This window comes from Paenibacillus sp. 37 (assembly GCF_008386395.1).
Classification (GTDB): domain Bacteria; phylum Bacillota; class Bacilli; order Paenibacillales; family Paenibacillaceae; genus Paenibacillus; species Paenibacillus amylolyticus_B.
The window spans coordinates 6,725,476-6,750,838 of sequence record NZ_CP043761.1 but is presented as its reverse complement, the minus strand read 5'-3'; the positions used below and the strand labels follow the sequence as shown (position 1 = coordinate 6,750,838).

Sequence of the window (25,363 nt, the reverse complement as noted above, 5' to 3'; positions counted from 1 at the left end):
GGGTATAGAGTTCGGTTTCGGCCTGCTTGTCGTTTTGTGCGTCAACACATGTTGTCCGCAATAGATCCAAGATACAATGCATGATATGGGAGTGGCCCTGAGCTACGCTCATCCTATTGTGTGAAATTTGGTACATTTAGATGTATTCGATGTATTTTGTGGTTCGGCTCTGCTTGACAGGCATCATGAAAGTCGCGGACTTCTATCCCAAAGTAAAGGAGGACTTTCTCTTATGTCACAATCGCCTACTCAACAAGAGGTGCCAGTTACAGAAGGTGCCAACGTTTCCGAGCGCCAGTCCTTGGACGTTCTGGATCAACTGATGAAGCCTGAGGTACAGGAGTCTTTAACCGTTCTGGTGGAGAACCTGCCTAAATTGGCTGAAATGGTTACTGCTATGACGAAAGCTTATGACTTTGCACAAAGTGTAGCAACAGACAAAGTTCTGATCAGCGACACAATGAGCGCGATGGGCGAGTTCGCTAAGCCTGTTGTAGACAAAGCTAAAGGGGTAGCTTCTGCTGCCATCGAAGCCAATGACCGTGCGCAAACAGAGCAAACTTCAGTTGGCTTGTTCGCTATGCTGAAAATGCTTAAAGATCCAAACGTACAACAATCGCTTCGTTTTGCTCAATCTTTCCTGAGCATCCTGAACGAGCGTCAACAACCGAAACGTTAAGACTTAGAAGAACGGAGGATGGATATGTCGAAGCAAATTTTGATCTTGGGTGGAGGATACGGCGGTCTGTTGACTGCATTGACTGCACGTCAATACTTGTCTCCGGAAGAAGCGACAATTACTGTCGTTAACCGTTACCCTACACACCAAATTATCACGGAACTGCACCGTCTTGCAGCGGGAAGCATTGCTGAACAAGCTGTTGCTCTTCCACTTGAAAAATTGCTGCGTGGCAAAAACGTGAACTTGAAAATCGATACGGTGGATACAATCAAGCCGGACGAGAAGAAAGTTCTGATGACCAGCGGCTCCACATACTCTTACGATGCACTTGTTGTTGCCTTGGGCAGCGAAACGGCATTCTTCGGAATTCCGGGATTGCAAGAGTACAGCTTCACGCTCAAATCGGTTAGCGATGCAAACCGTATTCGTGCACACGTTGAAGCACGTCTTGATGCTTACAAACAGTCCGGCAACAAAGCAGACGCTACGTTTGTTATTGGTGGCGGCGGCTTGACAGGTATTGAGCTTGTTGGCGAATTCGCTGACCTGCTTCCTGCAGTATGTCAAGAAAAAGGCATCGACTTCAAAGAAGTATCCCTGTATACCGTTGAAGCAGGTCCTTCCATCCTGGCAGGATTCCCGCCAGAGCTGGTTGACCGTGCGAAAGCAAGTCTTGAGAAACGTGGCGTTAACTTCATCGTTGGCGTAGCGATTACCGAGATGAAAGAAAACGAAGTTCTGCTGAAAGACGGCAGCTCCATCCCTACGAACACACTCGTATGGACAGGTGGCGTACAAGGCAACGCTGTTGTTGCTAACAGCGGAATTGAAGTGGATCGTGGCCGTGCGAAAGTTACGGAAGTTCTGCAATCTACTTCTCACAAAGACGTGTTTGTTGCTGGTGACAGCGCAGTGGTCTTCCCTAGCGAAGGCGCTCGCCCATACCCTCCAACAGCACAATTGGCTTGGCAAATGGGTGAGACTATTGGTCACAACTTGGGTGTTATGTTCAAAGGTGGCGCAATGGAATCCTTCACACCAGTATTCTCCGGTACGCTGGGAAGTCTGGGTCGTAAAGATGCTGTCGGCATGATCGGTGGCAACCAGACTCGTCTGAAAGGTCTGCCTGCAACCATGATGAAAGAAGCAAGTAACATCCGTTACCTGGCTCATATTCACGGTTTGTTCGCACTGGCTTACTAATCTTAAATGCTATTCAAGGGCGCCCTTTTGGGCGTCTTTTTTAGTTGTCCCGATGGCAAGGAATCACAGATATTCAGATGTGAAAAAGGTATGGCAGAAGCGGTCAATGTGAGGTCGCGTATAAACCACCTAGGGGATATGGCATATTAATGGGGACAACGGATGACACACATTTCATAGATGAACTGAACGGGCATGAACATGAAGCCGGCGCTTAGAAGCGCCGGCTTTCGTTTAAATTATAGATGAGTATCTATATATATAACGAACGGATAGCTGCAACAAGTGGTCCGTTCAACCGAGAGGAGAAATGACGTATGAACGTTTTAGTTATAGGAGCAAATGGACAAATCGGCAAGTTGGTGGTGGAGCAGCTGGCACAGGAAGGCAAACATAAAGTAACGGCCATGATCCGTAAACCGGAGCAGGCGGATGCACTGAAGGAACTCGGTGCAGATGTGATAATCGGTGACCTGGAGGGTAGTGTGGAGGACTTGGCTGAAGCCATGAAGGATCATAATGCCATTGTGTTTACTGCAGGTTCTGGCGGATCTACCGGTCAGGACAAAACACTGCTGATTGATCTCGACGGTGCGGTGAAAACGATGGAAGCCGCAGAGCAGCAAGGAATCTCCAGATATATTCTGGTCAGTGCGTATGGCGCAGATCAACGGGAGAAATGGTCAGAGTCCATCAAGCCATATTACGTGGCTAAGCATTACGCGGATCGTGCATTGTTTGCAAGTGATCTCAATTACACGATTATTCGCCCAGGTGGTCTGAAGAATGAACCGGGTACGGGCAAGATTGCAGTAGGAACCGATCTGGAGCCGGGAAGTATCCCGCGTGAAGATGTGGCCCGTGTAATTGTGGCTTCTTTGCAGGAAGAGAAGACGTACCGAATGGCCTTTGATCTGATTGCTGGGGAGCATCCGGTTGAAGATGCCTTGGGCAAATTGTAGATGTTATTGTAAGATAACGGGAGAATGAAATGATGGGGATGAGGGGGAGCGCTGCATGAACGAAGCCGTGCTGGTCATAGAGGATGAGCCCAAAATAGCACGTCTGCTGGAACTGGAATTACAGTATGAGGGATATCAGGTAGGCAAGGCGGGTAGTGGAACAGAAGGACTGGAGAAGTATGCAGAAGGACAGTGGGATCTGATTCTGCTTGATGTGATGTTGCCTGGTCTGAGTGGAATTGAAGTGTTGCGGCGAATTCGGGCCAAAGATGCTACGGTTCCGATCATCATGCTCACCGCCAAAGATTCCGTGGAAGACAAAGTATCCGGTCTGGATCTCGGAGCCAATGACTACATCACCAAGCCGTTCCAGATTGAAGAGCTGCTTGCCCGAGTTCGGGCGGCTTTACGGCTTAGTGCAGTGGCGTCTGTTGTTTCTTCTGCTTCTTCGTCTACAACTGCTGATACGGGGAATGACTCTTCTGGGCATCAGGATGAAGCTGAGGCGGGCTGGTTGACGGCAGCCGGGTTGAAACTAAATGAAGGAACGCGAGAGGTATCTCGAGATGGTGTAGCCATTGAGCTTACTCCACGTGAGTTCGACTTGCTCGTGTATCTGCTGCAGAATCAACGTCAGGTGCTCAGTCGTGACCAGATTGTGCAGGCCGTGTGGGGATACGATTATTATGGAGATACCAATGTGGTGGATGTGTACATCCGTTATGTGCGCAAAAAGGTGGATAACGGATTCACACCGCCCTTAATACATACCGTACGGGGCGTAGGTTATGTCCTGAAGGAACAGTCATGAGTCTGCGCAGTAAAATCTACGGATATTCGTCTGTATTATTTGCTGTGCTGTTAATCGCGGTGAACCTGTCCGTCTATATCGTGTTTGAACGAATGTCGATTGATAACGAGGTTAATCGGGTGGAAGCGGAAGCGGAGTCTATTGTCAAAGGAGTACGTCAGTCTGCCGGCTCCATTCCGCCGGATGACTTGCTGCGGGCCTACGCGCCTGTGAACGGCATGCTTCGGATTGTTAATGAAGACGGCACCAGTTCCCCGGTGACGACAACATCAGCCTCCGAGCAGCTGAGCAAGCTGCCCTATAAGTACGAAAGTGAGAAGAAATCGGAGTATACCCAAGTGGAACAGATTGGGTATGTGTGGGTATCAGTCCCGGTCATCTGGCCTGATGGTGAGGTGGTGAATGTACAGGTCACCGAGAGCATAGCAGAAACGGAGAATCGTCTGTCGGTACTGCGTACCGTGCTTGTGGCAGTCACGATTATTGCTCTCATTCCAGCCATTATCTCCAGCCGAATTCTCGCGAACCGGATGACCAGACCGATTCAGCAGATGACACGTACGATGACTGATATACAGTCCAGCGGCCAATTCAAGCGTCTTCCACTGGAGGAAGGGTCGAAGGATGAACTGAAAACGATGGGACAGACGTTTAACCGGATGATGGATCTGCTCGAATCCAACTTTGAACGTCAGGAACGATTTGTATCGGATGCATCTCATGAACTCAAAACGCCGCTGACCATTATTGAGAGCTACGCTAGTCTGCTACAGCGGCGAGGAAAAGAGCGACCCGAGGTATTTGATGAAGCGGTAGAAGCGATTCTGTCCGAATCGGTTCGTATGCGGGAGATGACCGAGCAACTTTTACTGCTTGCGAAGCAGCCAGAGCAATGGAATGTACAGTTGGAGCGAGTGGATATCACGAGACTGGCAACAGAATCCACACGTGCGTTTCGCGAAGCCTACCACCGCGAAGTCCGGTGTGTCGATCCAGGTCCAATCTGGGCAATCAGCGATGAGAGCAAGCTGAAGCAACTGTTGTTTATTTTGCTGGATAATGCCCGGAAGTATAGTGAAGATGCAATTGAAGTCAGGCTGGAAGCCGAGGGACAAGAGTGCCGAATTCGGATTGTGGATACCGGGATTGGTATACGGGAGGATGAGCTGAAGAAGGTATTTGACCGATTCTATCGGGTTGATCCGGCCAGAACACGCAGCTTGGGCGCAAGCGGTTCGGGTCTGGGATTGTCACTTGCCAAAGAGCTTGCAGGAGCAGTTGGAGCACGAATCGAACTGACCAGCACCGAGGGTGAAGGCACCGAGGCTTCGATTATTTTGCCAATATCCGTTCAGAACGGGCCGCTCTCATGAAATTCTCATTCTTCTCTTATATACTATATAAACTGAACTAAAGATTGTTCACACTGACACTACGATGACAGAACAACCTTCCAATCGCTGTTATCCCCAGATTTTTCGATTCCCTTTTCTCAAAGGGGAAAATCCGGGGATAAAGGCGAACGCTTCGCTTTTCAGGTTTTTTCTGTCCTCTCCGTACTGTGTAAAAGATTAGTTCATTTTATGTAGTAGCCATTGGAAACTAAACTCAGACCGAATATATAGCATTTGAACTTGGGCTATGGGGAGAGCTATAAGGGGGAAACGTGATGACAGAGCATGAGCAGCGACCACCGGAGATGAAACGGCATGAACAGGGGAACAGTGGATGGGCGAAATCGCGAAGATCACTCTGGTGGGGTTCAGGGCTTCTCATTGTGCTGATTGTAGCAGTAGTTGCTTGGTGGAAGCCTTGGCAATCGACGGGTGCGGTACTTACGGCAGATGCGGCAGCTCAATCCGTACTGGATCAATATCCAGGGGAGATTGTGAATTCCACGTTGAAGGACGGGACGTATATCATGCAGCTCCGTTCGGAGACCGGCCTATATGATGTGCAAGTGGATGCCGTTACAGCTGCTGTGAATTCCATTAAACGGCTGGAGTCGAACCCGCAAGCGGAAGAGAAGACGTTATGGAGCCGCGAGCAGATCAAGACGGCGTTGTTAAAACAACAAACAGATAACCAATTGGTCTCGCTTGAACTTGTAGAGCAGCAAGGCAGTCCGGTATACACTGCGGTAGTGAAGGCGAAGGATAACAGCCGTGAAGAACTCACGATTGATCCATATACGGGAGAGACGATATCTTCCAAAACAATAACAGCCCCGACAACTGAACCAACCAAGGATGATCCCAAACCTCAGTTTCTGAGCGAGAAACAAGCCAAGCAGAAGGCACTTGCGGAGGTCCCGGGGGAAGTGGACGACATTGAACTGCGTGGAACCAATAGCGGGAATCCGTATTATCTGGTTGAAATTGATCTGGCGGATGGCCGGGAGGCTATTGTGCAGGTGAATGCCATCTCGGGAGCGATTCGTTCGGTGACTTGGGATGAGGACGATGATTAAAAGTTAAAGTTCAGAAGAAACCCCTTTGAATACAGGGTAAAATCGCTTCAAAGAGATGATTCCTAGTTTAGGGGTCATCTTTTTCAATTAGATGGACATGGATACCTGTTAAATGAGCACTCTCCTCATTTTCTCATCAAATTCTAATCTAACTCTCGCTGATCTCTCATTCCTGCAGGTTATTCTATAAATGTAGACGAGAACGAAAACAACAACAACGAGGAGATGAATGATGATGATGAACAAACATAAACTTTGGATTGGCAGCTTATCAGCAGCGGTATTACTTGGTGGATCGGCCGTAGCGGCTAGCGGGAATGTGAACGGACAATCGGTGCAAACTACACCAACGTCAACAACACAATCTGTAACACAGAATCAGAACAGCACAGGTAAAATGCTGAATGCATCACAAGCGAAAGCGTTGGCGTTAAAAGCAGCCGATGGTAAAGTGGATGACGTGGATCTGGAGCGCAGAAACGGCCAAACGTTCTATGAAATCGAGATTGATCGAAAAGGCAAAAATGATGTTGTCGTTCGTCTGGATGCGTACACAGGCAAAATCTTGGCAGTCGTGGATGATGAAGACTACGATGATGATGATGACTATAAAGGTACTGTAACAGGTAACGCATCTAACAGCTCTGCTTCCAAGCAGGTTAAATTGACAGCATCGCAAGCTTCAAACATTGCTTTGAAACAAGTTACGGGTGGTAAAGTAACCAAAGTCGAACTTGATCATGATGATGGTCGCTATGTGTATGAGATCGAACTGAGAACTGCTCAAGGTGAAGCAGATGTAGATATCGATGCCAACACAGGTAAAGTGTTATCGTTCGACCAGGATTTTGACGACCAAGATTAAGCAATAAGGGCGAGAAAATGCCGATAAAACATCATTTAACGAACCTGCCCACGAACAGCCGCACACAGCTAGAGATCGTTACATCATGGAGGGGCAGGGCAGGGATAGCAGAGGACGCTTCGGGGGAAGCGTCTTTTTGCTGTTGATGGAGAGAGCGGAGTGTATAATTGTACATCTTCCGCCGGATTGTTCACTATTCGAGCAGGAACGTGGCGGATACAATCGGAATCAAGGAGGTGAACGCCCAGCCAGTATTGCCAGGAATTCTAATGCTGAAATGCATCATCGATCGGAGGCAGATAAGACATATCGATTTTAATTTTATGTAAGCGCTTCATAAAAAACGTGGAGGTGCATTACGATATGGCTATGAACGATAGATGGTTGAAAAAGAATACACATTCACGTCGCTTTACCCGCCGCTTGAGTTATCTGCTTGCTTTGGTTTTGGCGCTGCAATCCATAGGTATGCTGCTTGCACCCGGACCGGATGCTTCAGCTGCTCCGCTTAGTGTAACGAACGGGATACAGTTCAAGGATACCACTGGCAATGTCGTTCATGCCCATGGGGGTGGGATGATCAAGGCAAATGGGTATTATTACTGGTTTGGGGAGAATCGCAACCCGAATGGAACGTTCAAGGCGGTATCTGTGTATCGTTCATCGGATCTGAAAAACTGGGAATATCGCAATGATGTGCTGACCAGCAGCTCGGCAGCCGAATTAAATATCTCCAACATTGAACGCCCGAAAGTTATCTACAATAGTTCGACTGGAAAATATGTACTTTGGATGCACAAGGAGAATGGTCTGGATTATGGCGAGGCCAGAGTGGCCGTAGCTACTTCGAATACGGTTGATGGCAACTACACGTATGTGGGCAGCTATCGTCCCCTTGGATATGATTCCAGAGATATGACGGTGTACAACGATAACGGAACCGCTTATCTGATCTCCGCGACCCGAGTGAATGCCGATCTGAATATATATAAGCTGACCCCGGATTTCCTGGGTGTGGAATCGCTTGTCACAACGCTGTGGCCCGGACAATATCGTGAAGCACCTGCTTTATTCAAAAAAGACGGCGTTTACTTCCTGATCACCTCGGGTGCGACCGGCTGGAATCCAAATCAGGCCAAATATGCGACAGCCTCCAGCATTACAGACACATGGAGCGGCCTTAGCAATTTTGGAGACAGCACAACGTATGGTTCCCAATCCACCTATGTCGTTCCTGTAGAAGGTTCACAGACCACATCCTATCTTTACATGGGTGACCGCTGGGCTGGTGTATGGAGCGGACCTGTGCAGGATTCCAAGTATGTTTGGCTACCCCTATCGTTCCCTAGCGCAACTAGTCTGGCGATGAACTGGGCCAGCAGTATTACGATTGATACAGCAACAGGGAATGTGACCGGAGTGAATACACCGGATGTCTGGGAATCGAATGCTTCATATCAGCTGATTAGCCGTAAAAGCAATAAATTACTGAATGTCATCGGGGGTTCTTCCGCCAACGGTGCGGATGTGGAGCAGCGAGCAGATGGGGGAACAACAAGTCAACAGTGGCAGATTACCGATGCGGGTGGGGGCTATGTCAAAATTATCAACCGTTCCAGCGGCAAACTGATCGGTGTGGAGAATGGTTCCACGACCGATGGGGCTGTCATTGAACAGTGGAATGACGGGGGCTGGGCCAGCCAGCAATGGCAGCTCGTCCATGTAGGTGGTGGTTATTATAAACTGAAGAATCGTAGTACAGGCAAGGTCTTGGATATCTCTAGTCAATCCCTGGCAGATGGGGCTGCGGCCATCCAGTGGACGGATAATGGCGGTACGAATCAGCATTTTCAGATTGTTAAAGTGCAGTAAGACGTTTTAGATATTATAAAATAAAGTTCAACATAAAGTGGAAGCCCTTGTCTCTTACCATAAGGTGGGACAGGGGCTTTGTGATGTATTCACGCATGTTATGTGATGCTCTTACTCGATGGGGATATCCAGCTGATGGCTCATATCGTGACCTATATCCGATCATTACCATACCAAACTGTGGTAAACTAGTAGAATTGTAGAAAAAGATAGAGACAGGAGCTGGATAACGAAGTGAGTGAACAACAAGTGCTATCAATTGAAAGCTTGCGTATGAGATACAACGGACGTTATGTGCTGAACGGCATCGATCTGGAAGTGAATCGCGGTGAGATGATTGGATATATTGGTCCCAACGGGGCTGGCAAAAGTACGACGGTTAAGATTTTACTCGGGCTGGTTGAAGGGTATGTAGGCACGGTGCGAATCTTTGGTAAAGATATTGCGGATGGCGATGTGGAGTATAAACGCAGAATCGGCTATGTTCCGGAGGTGGCGGAATTGTACGAACAATTAACGCCTGCGGAGTATCTGACTTTTACGGGAGAGTTATACGGTATGTCCTATGAAGATGCGGATTACAAAGCCAAGCTATTGATGGATTGTTTTGGACTGGAAAAATCATATCATTCCCGCATTGCATCCTTTTCCAAAGGTATGCGTCAGAAAGTGCTGTTGATCTCTGCGCTGCTGCATGACCCGGATCTGTTGTTCCTGGATGAACCGCTCAGCGGATTGGATGCCAATAGTGTGATGGTGGTCAAAGAGATTTTATCGCAGTTGTCAGCCAAAGGCACAACGATCTTCTATTCGTCACACATCATGGATGTGGTGGAGAAGATCAGCAGTCGAATTGTACTGATCGCTGAAGGACGCGTCGTGGCAGACGGTACGTTTAAGCAGCTCCAACAGCAGTCCATGGAGGGTACGCTGGAGGAAGTTTTCAATCAATTGACGGGTTTCAATGAGCACATAGCCATTGCTGAGCGATTCGTATCGATTGTGCAGGAGGTGTACTGATATGGAGGAAACCTCCGACTTCCGCACGCTGAAGATCCTGGATCGCTTTCGTCCGATCATCGTCAGAACAGGGGCTGATTATGATGTGCTGCGCCTGATTTTGCGAGTGAAGTTCCAGATGGATCAACGTAGAGTACCTACCATTTTGTCCAACAATTCAGGGAAAAAGGAGCGCAAGGAAGGTAATCAGTTTCATCGATCCCTGTGGTTGTATGGATTAATGGGACTGATGATGGTTCCCTTCATCGTGTGGGATACAGGGCATTTCATGCTTCAAATGGGTCTGGTGTTCGGCATCTTAATGTTTATGATCATGACGTCCATGATCTCGGATTTCTCCTCCGTACTGCTGGACATCCGGGACCGTAATATTATCATGACGAAGCCTGTTAATGGACGAACGGTAGGTATGGCCCGAGCCATTCATGCAGGTGTCTATCTGTTCCTGCTGACGGGTTCGTTAACAGGTGTACCGCTAATTGCCGCGTTGATTACGCATGGCATCGGATTCTTTCTGATCTTCCTTGTGGAATTAATTTTGATCAACATGCTGATTCTGGTGACCACATCCCTGATTTATCTTCTCATGATGAAGTTTCTGGATGGCGAGAAGCTGAAGGATATGATCAATATGGTACAGATTCTTCTCTCGGTGGGGATTGCGATCGGTTATCAGCTGGTCATTCGTTCGTTCAGCATGTTTGACTTTGGTATGGTATTTACACCGGCTTGGTGGCAGTTGCTGTTGCCCCCGTTATGGTATGCGGCTGCCTATGAATGGTTATTTGCAGGGGGAGGGAATGTGTGGCTCTATACGTTCACAGCACTGGCAGTCTTGGTTCCTGTGGTGAGTCTGATCGTATATGTGAAGCTGATGCCTTCCTTTGAAATGTATCTGGAGAAAATGGCACACTCGGGTCAGTCATCTGGACGCAGACGCGGAACATGGGATCGTTTGATCTCCAAGGTGGTCAGTCGTTCCAGAGAGGAGCAGGCTTGCTTCCGTCTGTCCGCCAGCATGATGCGTAACGAACGGGAATTCAAGCTGAAGGTGTATCCATCGCTTGGTTTATCCTTTGTTTTGCCTTATATATTTTGGTATACCCAATTGCAATCCTCCACCTGGGCGGAGTTTAGGCAAAGTTCGTTTGTATACACCTTTTACATCGTACTGATTCTGGTTGTAACGGTGGTAGTCATGCTGAAATTTTCGGGACAATACAAGGCGTTCTGGACCTTTCGCGCTACACCGATGGCGAATGATAGCGCGTTATATAAAGGTGCTCTGAAGGCGTTCCTGTGCAACATGTTCCTGCCTATATTTCTGGCAAATGCTATTCTGTTCACATGGACATTTGGATTACGGATACTGCCGGATATTGCGATAATTATGCTAACAGCTACGGCACTTGTGCCACTGGCAGGCAAGTTGTTGCTGCGCAAGCCACCGTTCTCCCAATCCTTCAGTATGGCGCAACAAAGTGATGGCTGGTATGTATTTGCCGCCCTCCCTGTGCTTGCTATGTTATGGGGAGTCCATGTCTTCTTCCGTTCGGTGGCAGGGGGCGTATGGATCTATGGTGCGCTACTAATCGTAGCGAATGTGTTGCTGTGGACGCTGCTGTTTCGAGAGAAGAAGACAGCGGAGAAGAGGCCGGTTGCAGTTTGAGAATAGAGTAGTAGAGAAGGAGAGTAAGAGGGCTAAACAATAAGAGAGGGTAAAAGAGCTAACCTGGACACGGATGTCGGGGTTAGCTCTTTTTGATAGGTGATACTACCCCAAAGAAATCTTCGGCCGCAGCGCTAACGAACCTGAGAAAACCTATTCGGGGCAAAAATCTGAAATATAAATTCTAACGAACCTCAGGAACTATCCTTCGGAAAAGTAGTTGTTTAGCTTGAAAAAGGACCAAACTAGGCACAATAACGTGTCTGAGATTCGTTAGATATTAGATCCATGCTAAAAGGACCAAATAGCGTGTATCAGGTTCTTTAGAATGAAGTAAAGCAGTGGAGGTTCTTCAGGAGGGGGCACCCTATCTTGTATGGCCTGATCGGAGGATGGATTCCGCCAGCCGATCGGCTGCATCCGCTGTGGAGATTGCAGATTGCGTAGCTTCTGCGTATACCTTGCTCAGCGTGCCTGCAATCCCCGCCACCTTTTGGCGGATCAGGTCAGGCCCGGCGCCTTCCAGCTCGTAGGCGGTGGAGATGATTCCGCCTGCGTTGAGCACATAATCAGGCGCGTACAGGATGCCGCGCGCCTGCATGCGGCCTGCAACCAGCTGTCGTTCACTCAGCTGGTTGTTGGCCGCCCCGGCAACGATGGAGCAGCGCAGCTCCTCCACCGTTGCCGGGGTCAGTACGCCCCCTAGGGCACAGGGGGCGAAGACCTTGCAGTCAGCGGCGTGGATATGGGCCGGATCGGCCGAGATGGCGCCGCTGAACTGCACAAGGGCACGTTGTACACGCTCCGGTACAACGTCTGCCACAATGAGCCGTGCCCCGGCTGCATGCAGGTAACGGCACAGGGCATGCCCGACCTTGCCCAGTCCCTGGACGGCAACGGGTATGCCCTGCAAAGATGCAATGCCTTGCTGGCGCAGCGAGGTCACAATGCCGATGTGTACGCCGTAGGCGGTCATCTCGGCAGTGAAGTCATCCTGCGCCCCAAGCGAGCCCGTGGTGTCCGTCACATGTGCGGTCTCCAGTCGGATCTGGTCCATGTCTGTCGCCGTGGTACCCAGATCAAGACCGGTCACGTACCGTCCGTTCAGCCGCTCCAGACAACGACCCAGTGCGCGAAAGCGCTGCGCCCGCTTGGATACGTCCGTATCCAGAATTTTATCTTGTGGATGTGTCATCTCATCAGCGGCGACTTTCCGTTCAGCGGCAGCGCCCTTTTGCTGTTCTACCCCTAGATCTCCAGCAACCGGCTCACCACTCTGAGACCTGTAACTACCATCATCCGGTACTACATTCTTCACAAAAGGCACATTCCATATGACCACTTTCCCGCCACCATACGGCAGTCCGGAGATTGCATTTTTGTATGTCATGCCTTTTGCAAGCTTCACAGCATCCCGAACAGCTTCTTCCTCGGACGCATACGACCAGTAGCGGCATCCGCCGAGCGCAGGTCCAAGGACCGTGTTATGAATGGCAATGACTGCCCTCAATCCACTATGTGCATCATGGCAAAAAATGAGTTCCTCCATGCCTTCCCGCTCCATCTCCTGCCATAGCTGCATGACGGTACCCCCTTTTGTATTGACCATCCATCCTGGTTCTGACCTGATATCCTGTGCCAGCGTGCTTGACTTTATGATGATACAGCATATTCAAAGACCCCCGTTTTCGACCCTGGGACCTCCGCCGGGTTGATAATCGGTACAAACGGTTCTATAATGGCAGTTCCGGCATGCCAGAGAGCAGAAAATGCCTACGGATTTACATCCAACCGTTTAGAATGAGGGTATAACGTCCAATGATGGAGATAGAGCGAACGTACAGGAAGCATAGATGATACGAAATCGTCGAGGATATGCAGCAAAGGGCCAATTCCGTTGTGAAGGCCAGGAAAGAGGGATTGTGATTGTTTAAAATATTGGTATTTATCTTTTTGATCCAGATTGTATATGTATCGGCTTATACATTACGGATGATTCTGACACTCAAAGGCCAGAAATATATCGCCGCACTGATCAGCATGGGTGAGATTGTGATCTATGTGCTCGGTCTGAATCTGGTACTCAAGTATTTAACCCAACCATCTGCCCTGATCGTCTACGCGGTAGGTTATGGACTCGGTGTATTACTAGGGGCCTGGATCGAAGAGAAGATTGCCCTCGGTTACGTTACCGTTAAAGTAATCTGTAACCAGATGGGAAGCAACGTTGCGAATGCCCTGCGGGACAAAGGATACGGTGTTACTGCGTGGGTGGGTAGTGGACGTGACGGAGATCGGCTTGTGATGGAGATTCTGGCGAAACGAAAAAACCAGAAACTGCTCTATCAGACGATTCTCAGCCTGGATCCCAAAGCATTTGTCATTACCGTGGAGCCCAAACAGTTCCATGGCGGCTTCTGGACACGTTCCATCAAAAAGTAAAATCGAGCAGGTCTGCGGCAGATGCAGTCCTGCTTTTTTGGTTTCATTTTATCCGACACCTTCTTGTTACCACGATATATCCCTGAAACCTTACTCCCCTAGTTAACTCTGTACGATTCAAGGTTGCTTACAGTACAAACCCTTACCATACCAGCCTTTCCTAACCACATGTGAGATAGGGATTATTGTTGTAATCGCTTTCAACGCTTACATTGAGAACATGTCCTTCGTAACTTGGCATGGCAGCGATGGACGAATGTCATCATCATATATTGGGAGGAATGGAATCGATGAAAACTAAATTTCGAAGCTTATGCAGCACAGCCCTGGCTCTAACGTTGGGGTTAACTTTATTGTCCGGACCGGCAAGTGTGCAGGCAGCGGGTAACGCAGATTACAATCTTACAGGCTTCTCCCAAGGGAACGCGGGCGGCGGCATCATTAGCGAATCAAACACAGCCACGTATAAGAAAGTGTATAATGCGACCGATCTGGCATTGGCACTGAAAAAGAACTCCGGTGTCAAAGTCGTTGAGATCATGAACGATCTGAATCTGGGATGGAATGAAATTCCGAGTGCAGCGCAGACTTCTCCTTTTGCCAAGCATAATGATGCGCTGACGCATCCCGTATTAAAACAGACCGGTGTCAGCAAGCTCACGATTGACGGTTTCAATGGACTCACGATTTTCTCCGCCAATGGTTCCAAAATCAAACACGCAGCGATCAGCGTGAAACGAAGCTCGAATGTCATCATCCGTAATCTGGAGTTTGATGAGTTATGGGAATGGGATGAATCCACCAAAGGTGATTACGACAAGAATGACTGGGATTACATCACCCTGGAGGAGAACAGCAACGTATGGATTGATCACTGCACATTTAATAAAGCCTATGACGGACTCGTCGATTCGAAAAAAGGAACCAGCGGCGTGACCATCTCCTGGTCCCTCTTCAAAGGGGATGACGGTAGCTCGAACAGCTGGGTTACCCAGCAGATTAACGAATTGGAAGCAAACAAGGCTTCCTATCCCATGTATAACTACCTGCGCAGCAGTGCGGTAGGTCTTAGCAAAGCCGATATTATCGCCATCTCGGGACCCCAAAAGAAAGGACATCTGGTCGGTTCGACCAGCTTGGAATCAGCTAACGCGAACCTGTCCATGACGCTTCACCATAATCTGTACAAAGATATTCAGGACCGGATGCCACGCCTGCGTGGAGGCAACGCACATGCTTACAACATCGTGATGGATTCGACAGGGGCACGTGCCGCTAAAGCCAAAATTACAACGGCGATGGCAACAGCGATTGCGTCCAAAGGTTATAAGTTCGATATCATTGGCAATGGGGCAATCTCCACAGAGAGCGGAGCCGTGTTGGTTGAGAAATCAGTCATCAAGGACGTTCTGTATCCTGTTCGCAACAATCAGACCGATCCGGCAGACCCAACCTATACCGGCAAAATCAGAGTGACTGATACCATGTATTCTTTGGATGGAAGCTCATTCCGTGGCAGCAGTGATACGTCTGGTAGTCCACTGGCGCCAATCCCGGCCGTGGTGAAATCGTTCTCCTGGAACGGTTTCTCGACACTTCCTTACAGTTATACCACGGATGATCCATCTACGTTGAATGCACGCCTCATTGCTTCCAATGGCGTGGGTTCAGGTAAACTGACCTGGTCCAAGGACAATTGGTTGAAGACAAGTTATTGATATCAGAGTAACCTATTGCTTTTTCATTCTTTAAACTAAGAAAAGAGTGCTCCTGCGGCTACGATAGCCGGGAGTGCTCTTTTTATATAATTTAGCTCCATAAACTGTTTGGTGGTCTATAGAAGAATGATTCCTTGTAAGGGTGTATTATCTCCAGCTAAAGCATGTGTTGGTCTCCCGGGTAAACGTTGTAAATTGATATTTATCTTCATTACCCCAGTGAGTAATTTATGACAAATTAACCATTTATACAAGTACGCCTTGTAATTATACTTACCGGTAAGTATAATTTATTAGAATTGACCAATAAGGATGGTGAAGCAGCTTGGATGTATGGATATACTCCGCACTGACTCTTGTTTATTTGATACTTGTTTTTCGGATGGTCGTCGTTTTAACCCAAAGGAAACAATGGCTCACATATTCCAGTTTTCAGCTATTCGTAGCGTTTAGCTTGGCATATGATAATGGAATTATTGCTGTAGGTAACCTGGTAGGAGAAGGGGAATTGTTAACCGTTCTTAGTAGCCTTCGATTTTGGCTACATGCCTTCGCTACGCCTACCCTTATTCTTGTTGGCTACCATATCTTGCGTAGCTCAGGTGCCAAGTTTGCAAATAGAAGTATAACGAATGTGGCAGCATGGCTGATAACGCTGGGTCTGGTTATCTACCAGATTGTAGGCTTTACTTTATCCGAGGTTAAAAACCTCACTGCTATAGAAGAGTATGGAGTACTGCGATATATGGCAGAAGGTCATGGAGGTCCGCCGATGATGGTTATCATCGTGGGCATTGTACTCTTGTTTGTTAGTTTGATTGTGCTTTTCAGACATAAATGGGTATGGCTGTTTGTTGGGACTGCATTATTGTTTGTAGGGCAGTTAATCTCCCTGCCCGTGGAGAGTGGGGCGTTAACCAATGTGTATGAGCTGATTCTCATTCTCTCAATCTGGAGAACGACTACATTTTTGATGGATTCAACAGATCGTCGCCGTCCTTAAGCTCCGGTGCATCAGAAAAAGACTGGCCAGTAAGATAGAGGCCAGTCATCTGTGTTCGTTTTTAATTCTTTTATTCAGCTATCCATTTGTATCTGATGAGGCAGACGCAGCACTCACCGAGTCACGATAGATGATATTGCCTTTCACGTGTACACGGCCGAAACTACGGTTGGGGTTGTCGACCTTTTTGAGCATCGACTGGACCGCCGTCCGCGCCATCTGTTCCACATCCACTTCGACAGTTGTCAGCTTGGGATCGGAGAGCATGGCATAGATATCATTATCAAAACCAACAACAGAGCATTGGCCAGGTACCTGAATATCCATCGAATTCAGTTTTTGAACGAGCAGATGAGCGACCTGATCACAGTTGCATACAAAGGCCGTTGGCAGTTGTTTAGGCAGATCAATCTCAATAAACGTACCGCGTTCATCCCGATCATTCAGAACCAGATCCGGATTCATCGGCAACCGATGTTCCAGCAAGGATTTGTAATACCCGAGGAATCGGTCCTGGATGCTGCTCGTGGAATATAGGTTCCCCACATAGGCAATGTTACGGTGGCCCTGCTGAACCAGATAGTTCGTCAGCTCATAGGCAGCGTAGAAGTTATCGGTAACGACGGAATCAATGTCCGAATGTTCATCATAGAAGTCGAGAAACATTTTGGGAACTTCCATTGATCGCACCAGTTCAATATACTCTTTGCTGATCTGTCCGAGCACGATGAAACCATCGACCTTGTTGTCGCTGTACAGCTTGGGCAGTGTTAATTCTTCTTCATCCTCCACATTCAGAATGTGCAGAATGCCGTAGTAGCCCTGTTCCTCCAGATGTTTGGTGATGCGCTGGAACACGCGTACATAGAACGACTGCGTAGGTCCGGTAAAACGCTCCGGGATAATTACGCCAATAGTATGAGTTAAGCCTTCCTTCATCGAACGGGCAGCGGCATTATACCGATAGCCCATTTCAATAGCAAGCACTTTAATTTTTTCTTTTAATTCGCCACTCACGCCATCTTTATCATTCAACGCTTTCGAGACGGTCACACTGCTGACCCCGAGCCTGTCGGCGATATCCCGCATGGTGATATTGTTCTTCAGTATGGTCGCCTCCTTCAAGCCGGTATAGGCACAATGTGCTGTCACTATGATGAGTGCTTTCCTCCAACATAATAACAATCCATATCAGTATACATCGTTACCCACTTGGAATAAAGCCATTCTGGCTGTTGTTTCGCTAATTTTCAGCACATTGCAGGTTTCCCTGAGAGGACGCTCTACCGATGTTACGTTAATTGTTTCTGTAAAAGCTTCTCATTCTGTTCAATCAGCTGACCCCGCTGGCTGGCACAGTCCAGGGAGCGGTATGGATCTGCCGGTGTGTTAAACGTATAATCAACCAGTTTCTCCAGAGTGGTAGTTGCCACATGACAGCGGGTATCACTGGATGCGTAATAGATAAAGACTTCTTCCTTCTCATTCACCACAGCACCATTGCAGAAAATAACATTGGATACATCGCCTACACGCTCGTCGTCATAAGGGGCAATGAAATGGCCGCCGGGCTTGGCAATCACACGCGTCGGATCATTCAGATCCGTTGCGAAAGTGTATAACACATAGCGCAGTCCTGCTGCGGTGTTCCGAACCCCGTGAGCAATGTGAATCCAGCCACGATCCGTTTTGAGCGGAGCAGGGCCTTGACCGTTTTTGACTTCGTAGACCGTATGATATTGCCGTTCATCAATAACCGTCTCTTCATGAATGACCGGGTTCAAGATATCCTCACACAGGCCAAAGGCGATTCCGCCGCCGCTGCCTGTCGAGATGAATCCGTCCTGTGGACGGGTGTAGAAGGCATACTTTCCATCCACGAATTCCGGGTGCAATACGACATTGCGCTGTTGAGGGGAATTGGTGGTGATGTTGGGCAACCGTTCCCAGCTTGTAAGATCCCGTGTACGGACCAGCCCTGCCTGTGCAACTGCGCTGGACGTATCAAATGCAGGAGCCTCCGGGTCTTTGCGTTCAGAGCAATAGATGCCGTAGATCCAGCCGTCTTCATGTTGAACGAGACGCATATCATACTGATTGGTTTCATCCGCATCGATATCATCCCAGACCAGTGGTTTACCCGTGAAACGGAATCCATCAATTCCATTGTCACTTTCGGCGAGCGCAAAGATCGATTTACGGTCCAATCCTTCCGTACGGATGACCATGATGTATTTGCCATTAAAATAGATGGCTCCCGGATTCAGCGTTGCGTTAATGCCCAGGCGTTCCATAAAATGCGGGTTCGTCGTCTCATCCAGATCGAATCTCCAATGCAGCGGCACATGATGGCGAGTGATTACCGGATATTGATACCGATCATATACGCCGTTGTAGAATGAAGAATTGATCTCATTGGGGCGAGCAAGCAGTTGCTCCTGTTTCTCCAGTAACTCCTTGTATTTCGGGTGTATCATTCTGATCCCATCCTCTCAATTAGTTCAATACAGAATCTGCTATTGTGATACGGGCATTTCCATGGTCCGGCAATTTCGCTCTGATCCGGTGTTCCGTTCCCATCAACCGACCAGTACCATTCCCCACCAGCGCGCTGATCAATGATGTTTTCTTTTGTATAGGTCCACAAGCGTTCCATTCTCTCCAGAAACAATGGATCACCTGTACGCTGATATGCGTTATAGAAGCCCACCATGGCCTCGGCCTGAACCCACCAAATTCGCTTCTCATCGATATGTTCACCTTCTTGTTCATTTAACAAGGAACCATCCGCATTCACGGCTACATTGGAGATGTTATAGGCAATATCCGTTACCATCGCCGCATACTCCGGATGTTGTTCCATCCCCAGAACTTTCAGTGCTTCGTCAATCAGCCAGCTGGCTTCAATGTCATGTCCGAACGAGCGCAGGTCAATGATGGATTCCCACTGTTTGTTGAAAAATACCCCGAGAAACGTGGTGTCTTGGTCATACACACGTTCATACAAAATTCCGAGCAGGCGTTCCAGCGCCGCCCTCACTTGTTGATCCGGCCACACGCGATAGAGCGTGGTGTAGGCCTCCAGCACATGGATATGCGTATTCATGGTGTAATCCGCAATCACCCCATTTTCGCTCAGCATTTCATTGGGTTGTTCCTTCCATGTACGATCAAATTGTTCCTTGTACGCAGGTAGTTCGGCATCCAGACCTTTGTCCTCGATGAGAGCAAAAAGCGTTTTCGCAAGTTCCAATGCAGAAGCATCCCCGGTAGCACGATAGTACTCACTGAGTGAATACACGCCGAATGATTGCGTATACACATGTTTGCTCGTGTCCAGTGCTTCCCCTGTGTAATCTACCATCCAGTACATGCCGCCATATTCGCTATCCATCACATGGTCAGCGAGAAAACGATAGGCGTGCTCCGCGTGATCGCGCCATCTTTCGTTTCCGGTAACCCGATAGGCTGCTGCAAAAGACCAAAGTTGCCGTGCCGTGGCGATCCCTCCTTTGGGTGCCTGTGGATTCACCTGAAGATCATTGCCAACCCAGCCGTAGAATCCACCGTGGGTTGTATCTTTAAGGTTGGACCAGAAGGGTAAAATCTGCTTCTCCCAATGCGCCTTAATCTCAGATTGAAGTTCGGTTGTTTTTGTATTCATAAGTGAGCGCTCCTTCACAATAGTGCATCAATCTAATTTATTAGGTTATCGGTAACTTTATTAATCCATATTAGTGCTCTAAAAAACAGATGTCAACGAAATGCATCACAATTTTTCTTGTTAAGTTATAAATAATTTAATTGACAGGTAAGCGTTACCATAATAGAATTCATTTTGTAACCTTAACGATAACTTAATTAAATTAAGAGAGGGGTCGAAACAATTGAGAAAAAACAAAGGTTGGATGATGTTGCTGACGATGCTGCTCATCACTTCGCTACTTGCTGCATGTTCATCCGGAGGTGGATCTTCGCAGGCTGGGGAGGAGATCAGTACAGATCCGGCAGATATCAAAGGTGAAATAACCGTTCTGACGCAACGGACAGATATTGTGGATACCGTGTTCAAAGACTACGCAGCAGAATTCAACAAGGAATATCCCGATGTGAAAGTAAACTTCCAGGCACTGGCCGACTACGAAGGACAAGTGAAGATCCGTATGAGCACCAAGGATTATGGTGATGTACTGATGATTCCGACCAGTGTTCCGATCGCGGATATCCCGGACTTCTTCGAGCCACTTGGCACGTACGATGAGTTGAAAGACAAATACACCGCCATTGAAGAACGCATGGTGGATGGTCAGGTCTACGGTATCCCTACCGTAATTACGTTCTCTGGAATCATTTATAACAAACAGGTCTTCAAAGACGCAGGCATTATGGAAGTTCCAAAAACACCTGAGCAATTCCAGGCTGCGCTTCAGTTGATCAAAGACAATACAGATGCGGTTCCGCTCTACACCAACTATGCATCCGGCTGGGCTCTCACCCAATGGGAATCGGACCTGCCAACGGTTGCAGGCAGCGTGGACTACGTGAACGTGGATCAACCGAATACAGATGAAAACTTTGTGCCTGGTCAGCCGCACTATGAACTATATAAAGTGCTCTATGATGCAGCCAAGAACGGTTTAATCGAGAAAGATCCAACGACAACCGACTGGGAAAGCTCCAAAGCGGATCTGGCCAAAGGCAAAATTGCCACAATGGCACTTGGCTCATGGGCCATCACACAGATTCAAGGGATGACAGATACACCGGATAACATCGGATTCCTTCCTTTCCCTACGAATGCAAGCGAGGTTGTGGTACCACTTTCCGCTGACTATAACATCGGCATGAACGTGAACAGCGAGAACAAACCTGCTGCGAAAGCCTGGATTGACTGGTTCCTGGCGAAATCGAACTATGCAGTTGAACAGGGCGGCGGTATGGATGCCGACAAAAACGCTGAATTGCCACCGATTTTGGATCAGTATAAAGACGTTAAATTCTCCACACTTACCCCTGCCAAAGAAGGTCAGGAAGGTCTCGTTGACAAGATTGATAACGAAGGCGAAATCGGTCTCTGGCAGCCTGACTTCAAGAAACGCATTATCGAAGCAGGTATTGGTAACCGCAAGGAATCCTATGACGACATCATGAAGGACCTAAATGACAAGTGGGTAAAAGCGCGAGCAGAACTCACGAAATAATGGGATTAACGTAAGTGGATCAGGTGATGAATGAACTGCGGGGATAAAGGAATCCATATATGAATGGAACATGGAGTATGTGGTATTTGAAAGCATAATACCCATGCTCTTCCCCCGGCAGTGTTCCACCAGGATTCCATTGGACGGGAGTCTTTCGATATATAGGCGGGAGAACCGCTTGGAGGTGTGGAGAGCATGAAGTACTTAAAACTTTCGAATTGGGGTTACTCAGCGCAACGCATATTTATCATCTGTGCCTTCTCAACTATTCCCCTGGCGTTGCTGTTCACGTTTGCATACTTACCGGTCATCAACATGTTCAAATACAGTTTCACCGATTGGAACGGATATAGTAAAAGGTTTGATTATGTTGGGTTTGAGAACTATACGCGCATATTCAGTGATCCGGAATACTTCAAAGTATTTATTGTCAGCTTGTACTACTTCGTGGCTACGTTCTTACAGATGGGGTTGGCGCTTTACTTTGCCACCATTCTGAGTTTCAAAGTTCGAGGCAAAAACTTCTTCAAAGGCATACTGTTTTTTCCTTATTTGCTGAATGGGGTAGCTATCGGTTTTATCTTCCTCTTTTTCTTCAAACCGGATGGTACACTCGATATGCTCATGCATGCTGTAGGGCTGGGACAATATACGCAGCTCTGGCTCGGTAACCCCAATATTATCAACGTGTCACTCGCAGGTGCATCGGTATGGAGATACATGGGCTTCAACTTTATCATTTTCCTGGGTGCAATCTCCTCCATTCCGAAGGATGTGTATGAAGCATCCGATATTGATGGTGCCAATCGCTGGCAGCGATTCCGCCACATCATCCTGCCAAGCATTACACGCATCCTGCAGCTCAACCTGATCTTGGCGATTAGCGGCGCAATTAGTGCGTTCGATATTCCATATATCATGACCGATGGTTCCAACGGCAGTATGACATTTGTAATTCAGACGGTTCATTTGGCGTTTAAATATGGCAAGCTGGGACTGGCATCCGCCATGGCTGTGGTGCTGCTCATGATCGTTATTCTCGTTACACTCGTGCAGCGCGTCACCATGAAAGGGGAGGAATAAACGTGACACAACTCAAATACACCCTTGCGAGCGTGGTTAAATATGCTTCCCTGGTGCTTGCGGCGTTTATCGCACTGTTACCTATCGTGGTCATCCTGTTTGCATCTCTCAAAACGAATGCGGAATACGCTACCAGCAGCCCGCTTGCCCCGCCAGCCAACTGGCTGAACTTTGCGAACTATGCAAAGGCTTTTGTGGATGGCAACATGCTGGTTGGTTTCAAAAATACAATTATTATCCTGGTCATCTCTATTATAGGAGCGACCTTAACGGGCTCCATGATCGCGTATGTGCTGGATCGGTTCAAATTCAAAGGCAAGAAAATCATGGTCGCGGCATTCCTGCTCGCTACCCTGATTCCAAGTGTTACAACACAGGTCGCCACATTCCAGATCATCAACGCGCTCGACCTGTTCAACACACGCTGGGCGGCCATCGTGATGTATCTGGGTACAGATATCATCGCGGTTTATATTTTCCTGCAGTTCCTTGGCTCTATCTCCAGTGCATTGGATGAATCCGCCATGCTGGACGGCGCGTCGTACTTCACGATCTACTGGAAAATCATTCTGCCACTGCTGAAACCGGCCATTGTAACGGTCATTATCGTGAAGGGTGTGAACATCTATAACGACTTCTACACACCGTTCCTGTACATGCCAAAGACCGATCTACAGGTCATATCCACCGCCTTGTTCAAATTCAAGGGACCTTTCGGATCGCAGTGGGAAGTCATCAGCGCTGGCATCATGATCGCCATCATTCCAACCATGATCATCTTCCTGTTGTTACAGAAATACATCTACAATGGCTTCGCGCAAGGCTCAGTTAAATAAAAAAAACGAGAGGTTATATGAAATGCATATTGAGAATGCACAGGAACGAAGAGGACAGAAAAAAGCTGGAGAAACGGAATGTTTGCTAAAAGCTTTCCGAAAGAAAGCTCACTTCGTAAGCATATGCTATAACCGGATTTTCCCCTTTTATAAGGGATCAAAAAAATCTGGGGATAACGGCGATCGCAAGGTTGTTCTGTCATCGAAGTGGTCTAGTGCAATTTTAAGTATTCATTTCATAAAGCCTAACCGAAGGGAGAAATGAAAAATGTCAGTTGCTGAAACGAAAAACGTACACATTGTTGGGGATGCTTTGCCGAATATGCCGTGGGAGAACAAACCGGAGGGAACGGAAGGCCCGGTATGGAGACATTTGGCGAATCCGGTCGTCCCACGTAATCCAGTTAAAGGCGTTGCCCGCATTTTTAACAGTGCCGTTGTACCGTATGAAGGGAAATTCATTGGGGTATTCCGTGCTGAAACCGTTAATGGCCGTCCGCATCTTCACATGGGGGCGAGTGAGGACGGTTTGGAGTGGACGATTGAAGAGGAACGCATTGCCTTTGTCGATGAAAATGGCGATCCGTTTATGCCGAACTATGCTTACGACCCACGTTTGGTCAAAGTCGAAGACACGTATTACATCATCTGGTGTACAGACTTCTACGGTGCAGCACTGGGCCTGGCCAAAACAGATGACTTCAAAACATTTGTCCGCCTCGAAAATCCAATGTTGCCATTCAACCGTAATGGCGTATTGTTCCCGCGGAAAATCAAGGATAACTATGTGATGTTGTCCAGACCAAGTGATAGTGGACATACCCCATTCGGAGACATTTTCCTGAGCGAAAGCCCGGATCTCGTGTACTGGGGCAAGCACCGTCATGTGATGAGCAAAGGCGGTCAGGGCTGGTGGCAATCGGTCAAAATTGGCGGCGGTCCTGCTCCGATCGAAACGTCCGAAGGCTGGCTGATGTTCTACCACGGCGTCACGGGGACCTGTAACGGATTGGTATATAGCATGGGTGCGGTCATTCTGGATCTGGATGAGCCATCCAAAGTAAAATATCGTTCCTCCAACTTCGTGCTGACACCAGAAAAATGGTATGAAGAACAAGGCTTCGTTGATAACGTCATTTTCCCGTGTGCAACATTGCATGATGCAGAGACCGGACGTATCGCCATCTATTACGGCGCTGCCGATACGTATGTGGGCGTGGCTTACACGACCGTAGAAGAGATCGTAAACTATGTGATCGAGACGGACGAAGTCATTGCAGGAGATCACGAGGAAGGCAAGCTGTAACCGATGTGAAACCAATTTTTTAAAAGCTAAAATTAACACAATAACGGAGAGTGCAGAACCAATCTGAAGAAGCGAAGTGGTCGCATTTATTCCCGGATTTCTCCCTTGTATAAAAGGGATCTACAGAAATCTGGGGATAACGGCGATCGGAAGATGGTACTGCAATCGTAGTGAAAGTGTATACATTCGGCCATTCTTTTTACATTAAGTGAACAGGAAC

At 48.1% G+C, this 25,363-nt stretch carries 21 protein-coding genes; 17 read left to right on the top strand and 4 right to left on the bottom strand.

The window, feature by feature from the left end; translation table 11 throughout:
* Positions 1-232 precede the first annotated feature (232 nt).
* From F0220_RS28935 to F0220_RS28890, 10 genes are all read left to right on the top strand, one after another.
* A complete protein-coding gene (locus tag F0220_RS28935) occupies positions 233-679 on the top strand; it encodes a DUF1641 domain-containing protein (protein ID WP_017691658.1) in 447 nt (148 codons plus the stop codon).
* Between the two features lie 24 nt (positions 680-703).
* On the top strand, positions 704-1,885 hold the full coding sequence (locus tag F0220_RS28930) for an NAD(P)/FAD-dependent oxidoreductase (protein ID WP_091012527.1): 1,182 nt from the start codon (positions 704-706) through the stop codon (positions 1,883-1,885).
* A 317-nt stretch (positions 1,886-2,202) separates the two neighbouring features.
* Positions 2,203-2,847: an SDR family oxidoreductase gene (locus F0220_RS28925; protein ID WP_105600395.1), complete on the top strand. Its 645-nt coding sequence runs from the start codon at positions 2,203-2,205 to the stop codon at positions 2,845-2,847.
* Between the two features lie 55 nt (positions 2,848-2,902).
* Positions 2,903-3,658, top strand: a complete 756-nt coding sequence (locus F0220_RS28920) for a response regulator transcription factor (protein WP_091012530.1) — start codon at positions 2,903-2,905, stop codon at positions 3,656-3,658.
* Positions 3,655-5,031: a sensor histidine kinase gene (locus F0220_RS28915; RefSeq protein ID WP_105600393.1), complete on the top strand. Its 1,377-nt coding sequence runs from the start codon at positions 3,655-3,657 to the stop codon at positions 5,029-5,031. The genes F0220_RS28920 and F0220_RS28915 overlap by 4 nt, the downstream gene beginning before the upstream one ends.
* 296 nt (positions 5,032-5,327) lie before the next feature.
* A complete protein-coding gene (locus tag F0220_RS28910) occupies positions 5,328-6,128 on the top strand; it encodes a PepSY domain-containing protein (protein ID WP_105600392.1) in 801 nt (266 codons plus the stop codon).
* A gap of 235 nt (positions 6,129-6,363) precedes the next feature.
* Positions 6,364-6,993 (top strand): PepSY domain-containing protein, encoded by a 630-nt coding sequence (locus F0220_RS28905; protein WP_181155511.1) that lies wholly within the window; start codon positions 6,364-6,366, stop codon positions 6,991-6,993.
* A gap of 363 nt (positions 6,994-7,356) precedes the next feature.
* Positions 7,357-8,865 (top strand): RICIN domain-containing protein, encoded by a 1,509-nt coding sequence (locus F0220_RS28900; RefSeq protein ID WP_223199810.1) that lies wholly within the window; start codon positions 7,357-7,359, stop codon positions 8,863-8,865.
* A gap of 234 nt (positions 8,866-9,099) precedes the next feature.
* Positions 9,100-9,885: an ABC transporter ATP-binding protein gene (locus F0220_RS28895; RefSeq protein ID WP_105600387.1), complete on the top strand. Its 786-nt coding sequence runs from the start codon at positions 9,100-9,102 to the stop codon at positions 9,883-9,885.
* A 1-nt stretch (position 9,886) separates the two neighbouring features.
* Entirely contained in the window at positions 9,887-11,554 is a 1,668-nt protein-coding gene (locus F0220_RS28890) for a hypothetical protein (RefSeq protein WP_105600386.1), read from the top strand.
* A gap of 367 nt (positions 11,555-11,921) precedes the next feature.
* On the opposite strand, the gene F0220_RS33345 is transcribed toward F0220_RS28890, so the two are convergent.
* Positions 11,922-13,136: a Leu/Phe/Val dehydrogenase gene (locus F0220_RS33345; RefSeq protein WP_188310508.1), complete on the bottom strand. Its 1,215-nt coding sequence runs from the start codon at positions 13,134-13,136 to the stop codon at positions 11,922-11,924.
* A gap of 344 nt (positions 13,137-13,480) precedes the next feature.
* Between F0220_RS33345 and F0220_RS28880 the strand changes: the two genes are divergently transcribed.
* The 3 genes from F0220_RS28880 to F0220_RS28870 all read left to right on the top strand — a co-directional run bounded on the left by F0220_RS28880 (position 13,481) and on the right by F0220_RS28870 (position 16,717).
* Entirely contained in the window at positions 13,481-13,996 is a 516-nt protein-coding gene (locus F0220_RS28880; protein ID WP_091012544.1) for a DUF2179 domain-containing protein, read from the top strand.
* A gap of 290 nt (positions 13,997-14,286) precedes the next feature.
* Positions 14,287-15,714, top strand: a complete 1,428-nt coding sequence (locus F0220_RS28875) for a pectate lyase family protein (RefSeq protein WP_105600384.1) — start codon at positions 14,287-14,289, stop codon at positions 15,712-15,714.
* Positions 15,715-16,039: 325 nt separating this feature from the next.
* Entirely contained in the window at positions 16,040-16,717 is a 678-nt protein-coding gene (locus tag F0220_RS28870; RefSeq protein ID WP_105600383.1) for a hypothetical protein, read from the top strand.
* Between the two features lie 78 nt (positions 16,718-16,795).
* Here the strand turns inward: F0220_RS28870 and F0220_RS28865 are convergent, their stop codons facing one another.
* From F0220_RS28865 to F0220_RS28855, 3 genes are all read right to left on the bottom strand, one after another.
* Positions 16,796-17,869 carry a substrate-binding domain-containing protein gene (locus F0220_RS28865; RefSeq protein WP_223199809.1) on the bottom strand — a complete coding sequence of 358 codons (1,074 nt, stop codon included), beginning with the start codon at positions 17,867-17,869 and terminating at the stop codon, positions 16,796-16,798.
* 140 nt (positions 17,870-18,009) lie between these two features.
* The gene (locus F0220_RS28860) at positions 18,010-19,194 is read right to left on the bottom strand and encodes a glycoside hydrolase family 130 protein (RefSeq protein ID WP_105600381.1); all 1,185 of its coding nucleotides are present in this window, start codon (positions 19,192-19,194) and stop codon (positions 18,010-18,012) included.
* Positions 19,191-20,381: an AGE family epimerase/isomerase gene (locus tag F0220_RS28855; protein ID WP_105600380.1), complete on the bottom strand. Its 1,191-nt coding sequence runs from the start codon at positions 20,379-20,381 to the stop codon at positions 19,191-19,193. Before F0220_RS28855 ends, F0220_RS28860 begins: the two co-directional genes overlap by 4 nt.
* Positions 20,382-20,604: 223 nt before the next feature.
* Here F0220_RS28855 and F0220_RS28850 point away from each other — a divergent pair, with 223 nt between their 5' ends.
* The 4 genes from F0220_RS28850 to F0220_RS28835 all read left to right on the top strand — a co-directional run bounded on the left by F0220_RS28850 (position 20,605) and on the right by F0220_RS28835 (position 25,143).
* The gene (locus F0220_RS28850) at positions 20,605-21,918 is read left to right on the top strand and encodes an ABC transporter substrate-binding protein (RefSeq protein WP_091012554.1); all 1,314 of its coding nucleotides are present in this window, start codon (positions 20,605-20,607) and stop codon (positions 21,916-21,918) included.
* Positions 21,919-22,113: 195 nt separating this feature from the next.
* Positions 22,114-23,001 carry a carbohydrate ABC transporter permease gene (locus F0220_RS28845; RefSeq protein WP_105600378.1) on the top strand — a complete coding sequence of 296 codons (888 nt, stop codon included), beginning with the start codon at positions 22,114-22,116 and terminating at the stop codon, positions 22,999-23,001.
* Between the two features lie 2 nt (positions 23,002-23,003).
* Positions 23,004-23,837 carry a carbohydrate ABC transporter permease gene (locus F0220_RS28840; RefSeq protein ID WP_091012558.1) on the top strand — a complete coding sequence of 278 codons (834 nt, stop codon included), beginning with the start codon at positions 23,004-23,006 and terminating at the stop codon, positions 23,835-23,837.
* Positions 23,838-24,105: 268 nt separating this feature from the next.
* Complete coding sequence (locus F0220_RS28835; protein ID WP_105600375.1) at positions 24,106-25,143, top strand: glycoside hydrolase family 130 protein; 1,038 nt, start codon at positions 24,106-24,108, stop codon at positions 25,141-25,143.
* The last annotated feature ends 220 nt before the right edge of the window (positions 25,144-25,363 follow it).

Excerpts from the sequence above, each read along its gene's own strand:
- F0220_RS28935 (WP_017691658.1), top strand. The coding sequence starts at position 233 with ATGTCACAATCGCCTACTCAACAAGAGGTGCCAGTTACAGAAGGTGCC.
- F0220_RS28930 (WP_091012527.1), top strand. The coding sequence starts at position 704 with ATGTCGAAGCAAATTTTGATCTTGGGTGGAGGATACGGCGGTCTGTTG.
- F0220_RS28925 (WP_105600395.1), top strand. The coding sequence starts at position 2,203 with ATGAACGTTTTAGTTATAGGAGCAAATGGACAAATCGGCAAGTTGGTG.
- F0220_RS28920 (WP_091012530.1), top strand. The coding sequence starts at position 2,903 with ATGAACGAAGCCGTGCTGGTCATAGAGGATGAGCCCAAAATAGCACGT.
- F0220_RS28915 (WP_105600393.1), top strand. The coding sequence starts at position 3,655 with ATGAGTCTGCGCAGTAAAATCTACGGATATTCGTCTGTATTATTTGCT.
- F0220_RS28910 (WP_105600392.1), top strand. The coding sequence starts at position 5,328 with ATGACAGAGCATGAGCAGCGACCACCGGAGATGAAACGGCATGAACAG.
- F0220_RS28905 (WP_181155511.1), top strand. The coding sequence starts at position 6,364 with ATGATGAACAAACATAAACTTTGGATTGGCAGCTTATCAGCAGCGGTA.
- F0220_RS28900 (WP_223199810.1), top strand. The coding sequence starts at position 7,357 with ATGGCTATGAACGATAGATGGTTGAAAAAGAATACACATTCACGTCGC.
- F0220_RS28890 (WP_105600386.1), top strand. The coding sequence starts at position 9,887 with ATGGAGGAAACCTCCGACTTCCGCACGCTGAAGATCCTGGATCGCTTT.
- F0220_RS33345 (WP_188310508.1), bottom strand. The coding sequence starts at position 13,136 with ATGCAGCTATGGCAGGAGATGGAGCGGGAAGGCATGGAGGAACTCATT.
- F0220_RS28875 (WP_105600384.1), top strand. The coding sequence starts at position 14,287 with ATGAAAACTAAATTTCGAAGCTTATGCAGCACAGCCCTGGCTCTAACG.
- F0220_RS28860 (WP_105600381.1), bottom strand. The coding sequence starts at position 19,194 with ATGATACACCCGAAATACAAGGAGTTACTGGAGAAACAGGAGCAACTG.
- F0220_RS28855 (WP_105600380.1), bottom strand. The coding sequence starts at position 20,381 with ATGAATACAAAAACAACCGAACTTCAATCTGAGATTAAGGCGCATTGG.
- F0220_RS28845 (WP_105600378.1), top strand. The coding sequence starts at position 22,114 with ATGAAGTACTTAAAACTTTCGAATTGGGGTTACTCAGCGCAACGCATA.
- F0220_RS28835 (WP_105600375.1), top strand. The coding sequence starts at position 24,106 with ATGTCAGTTGCTGAAACGAAAAACGTACACATTGTTGGGGATGCTTTG.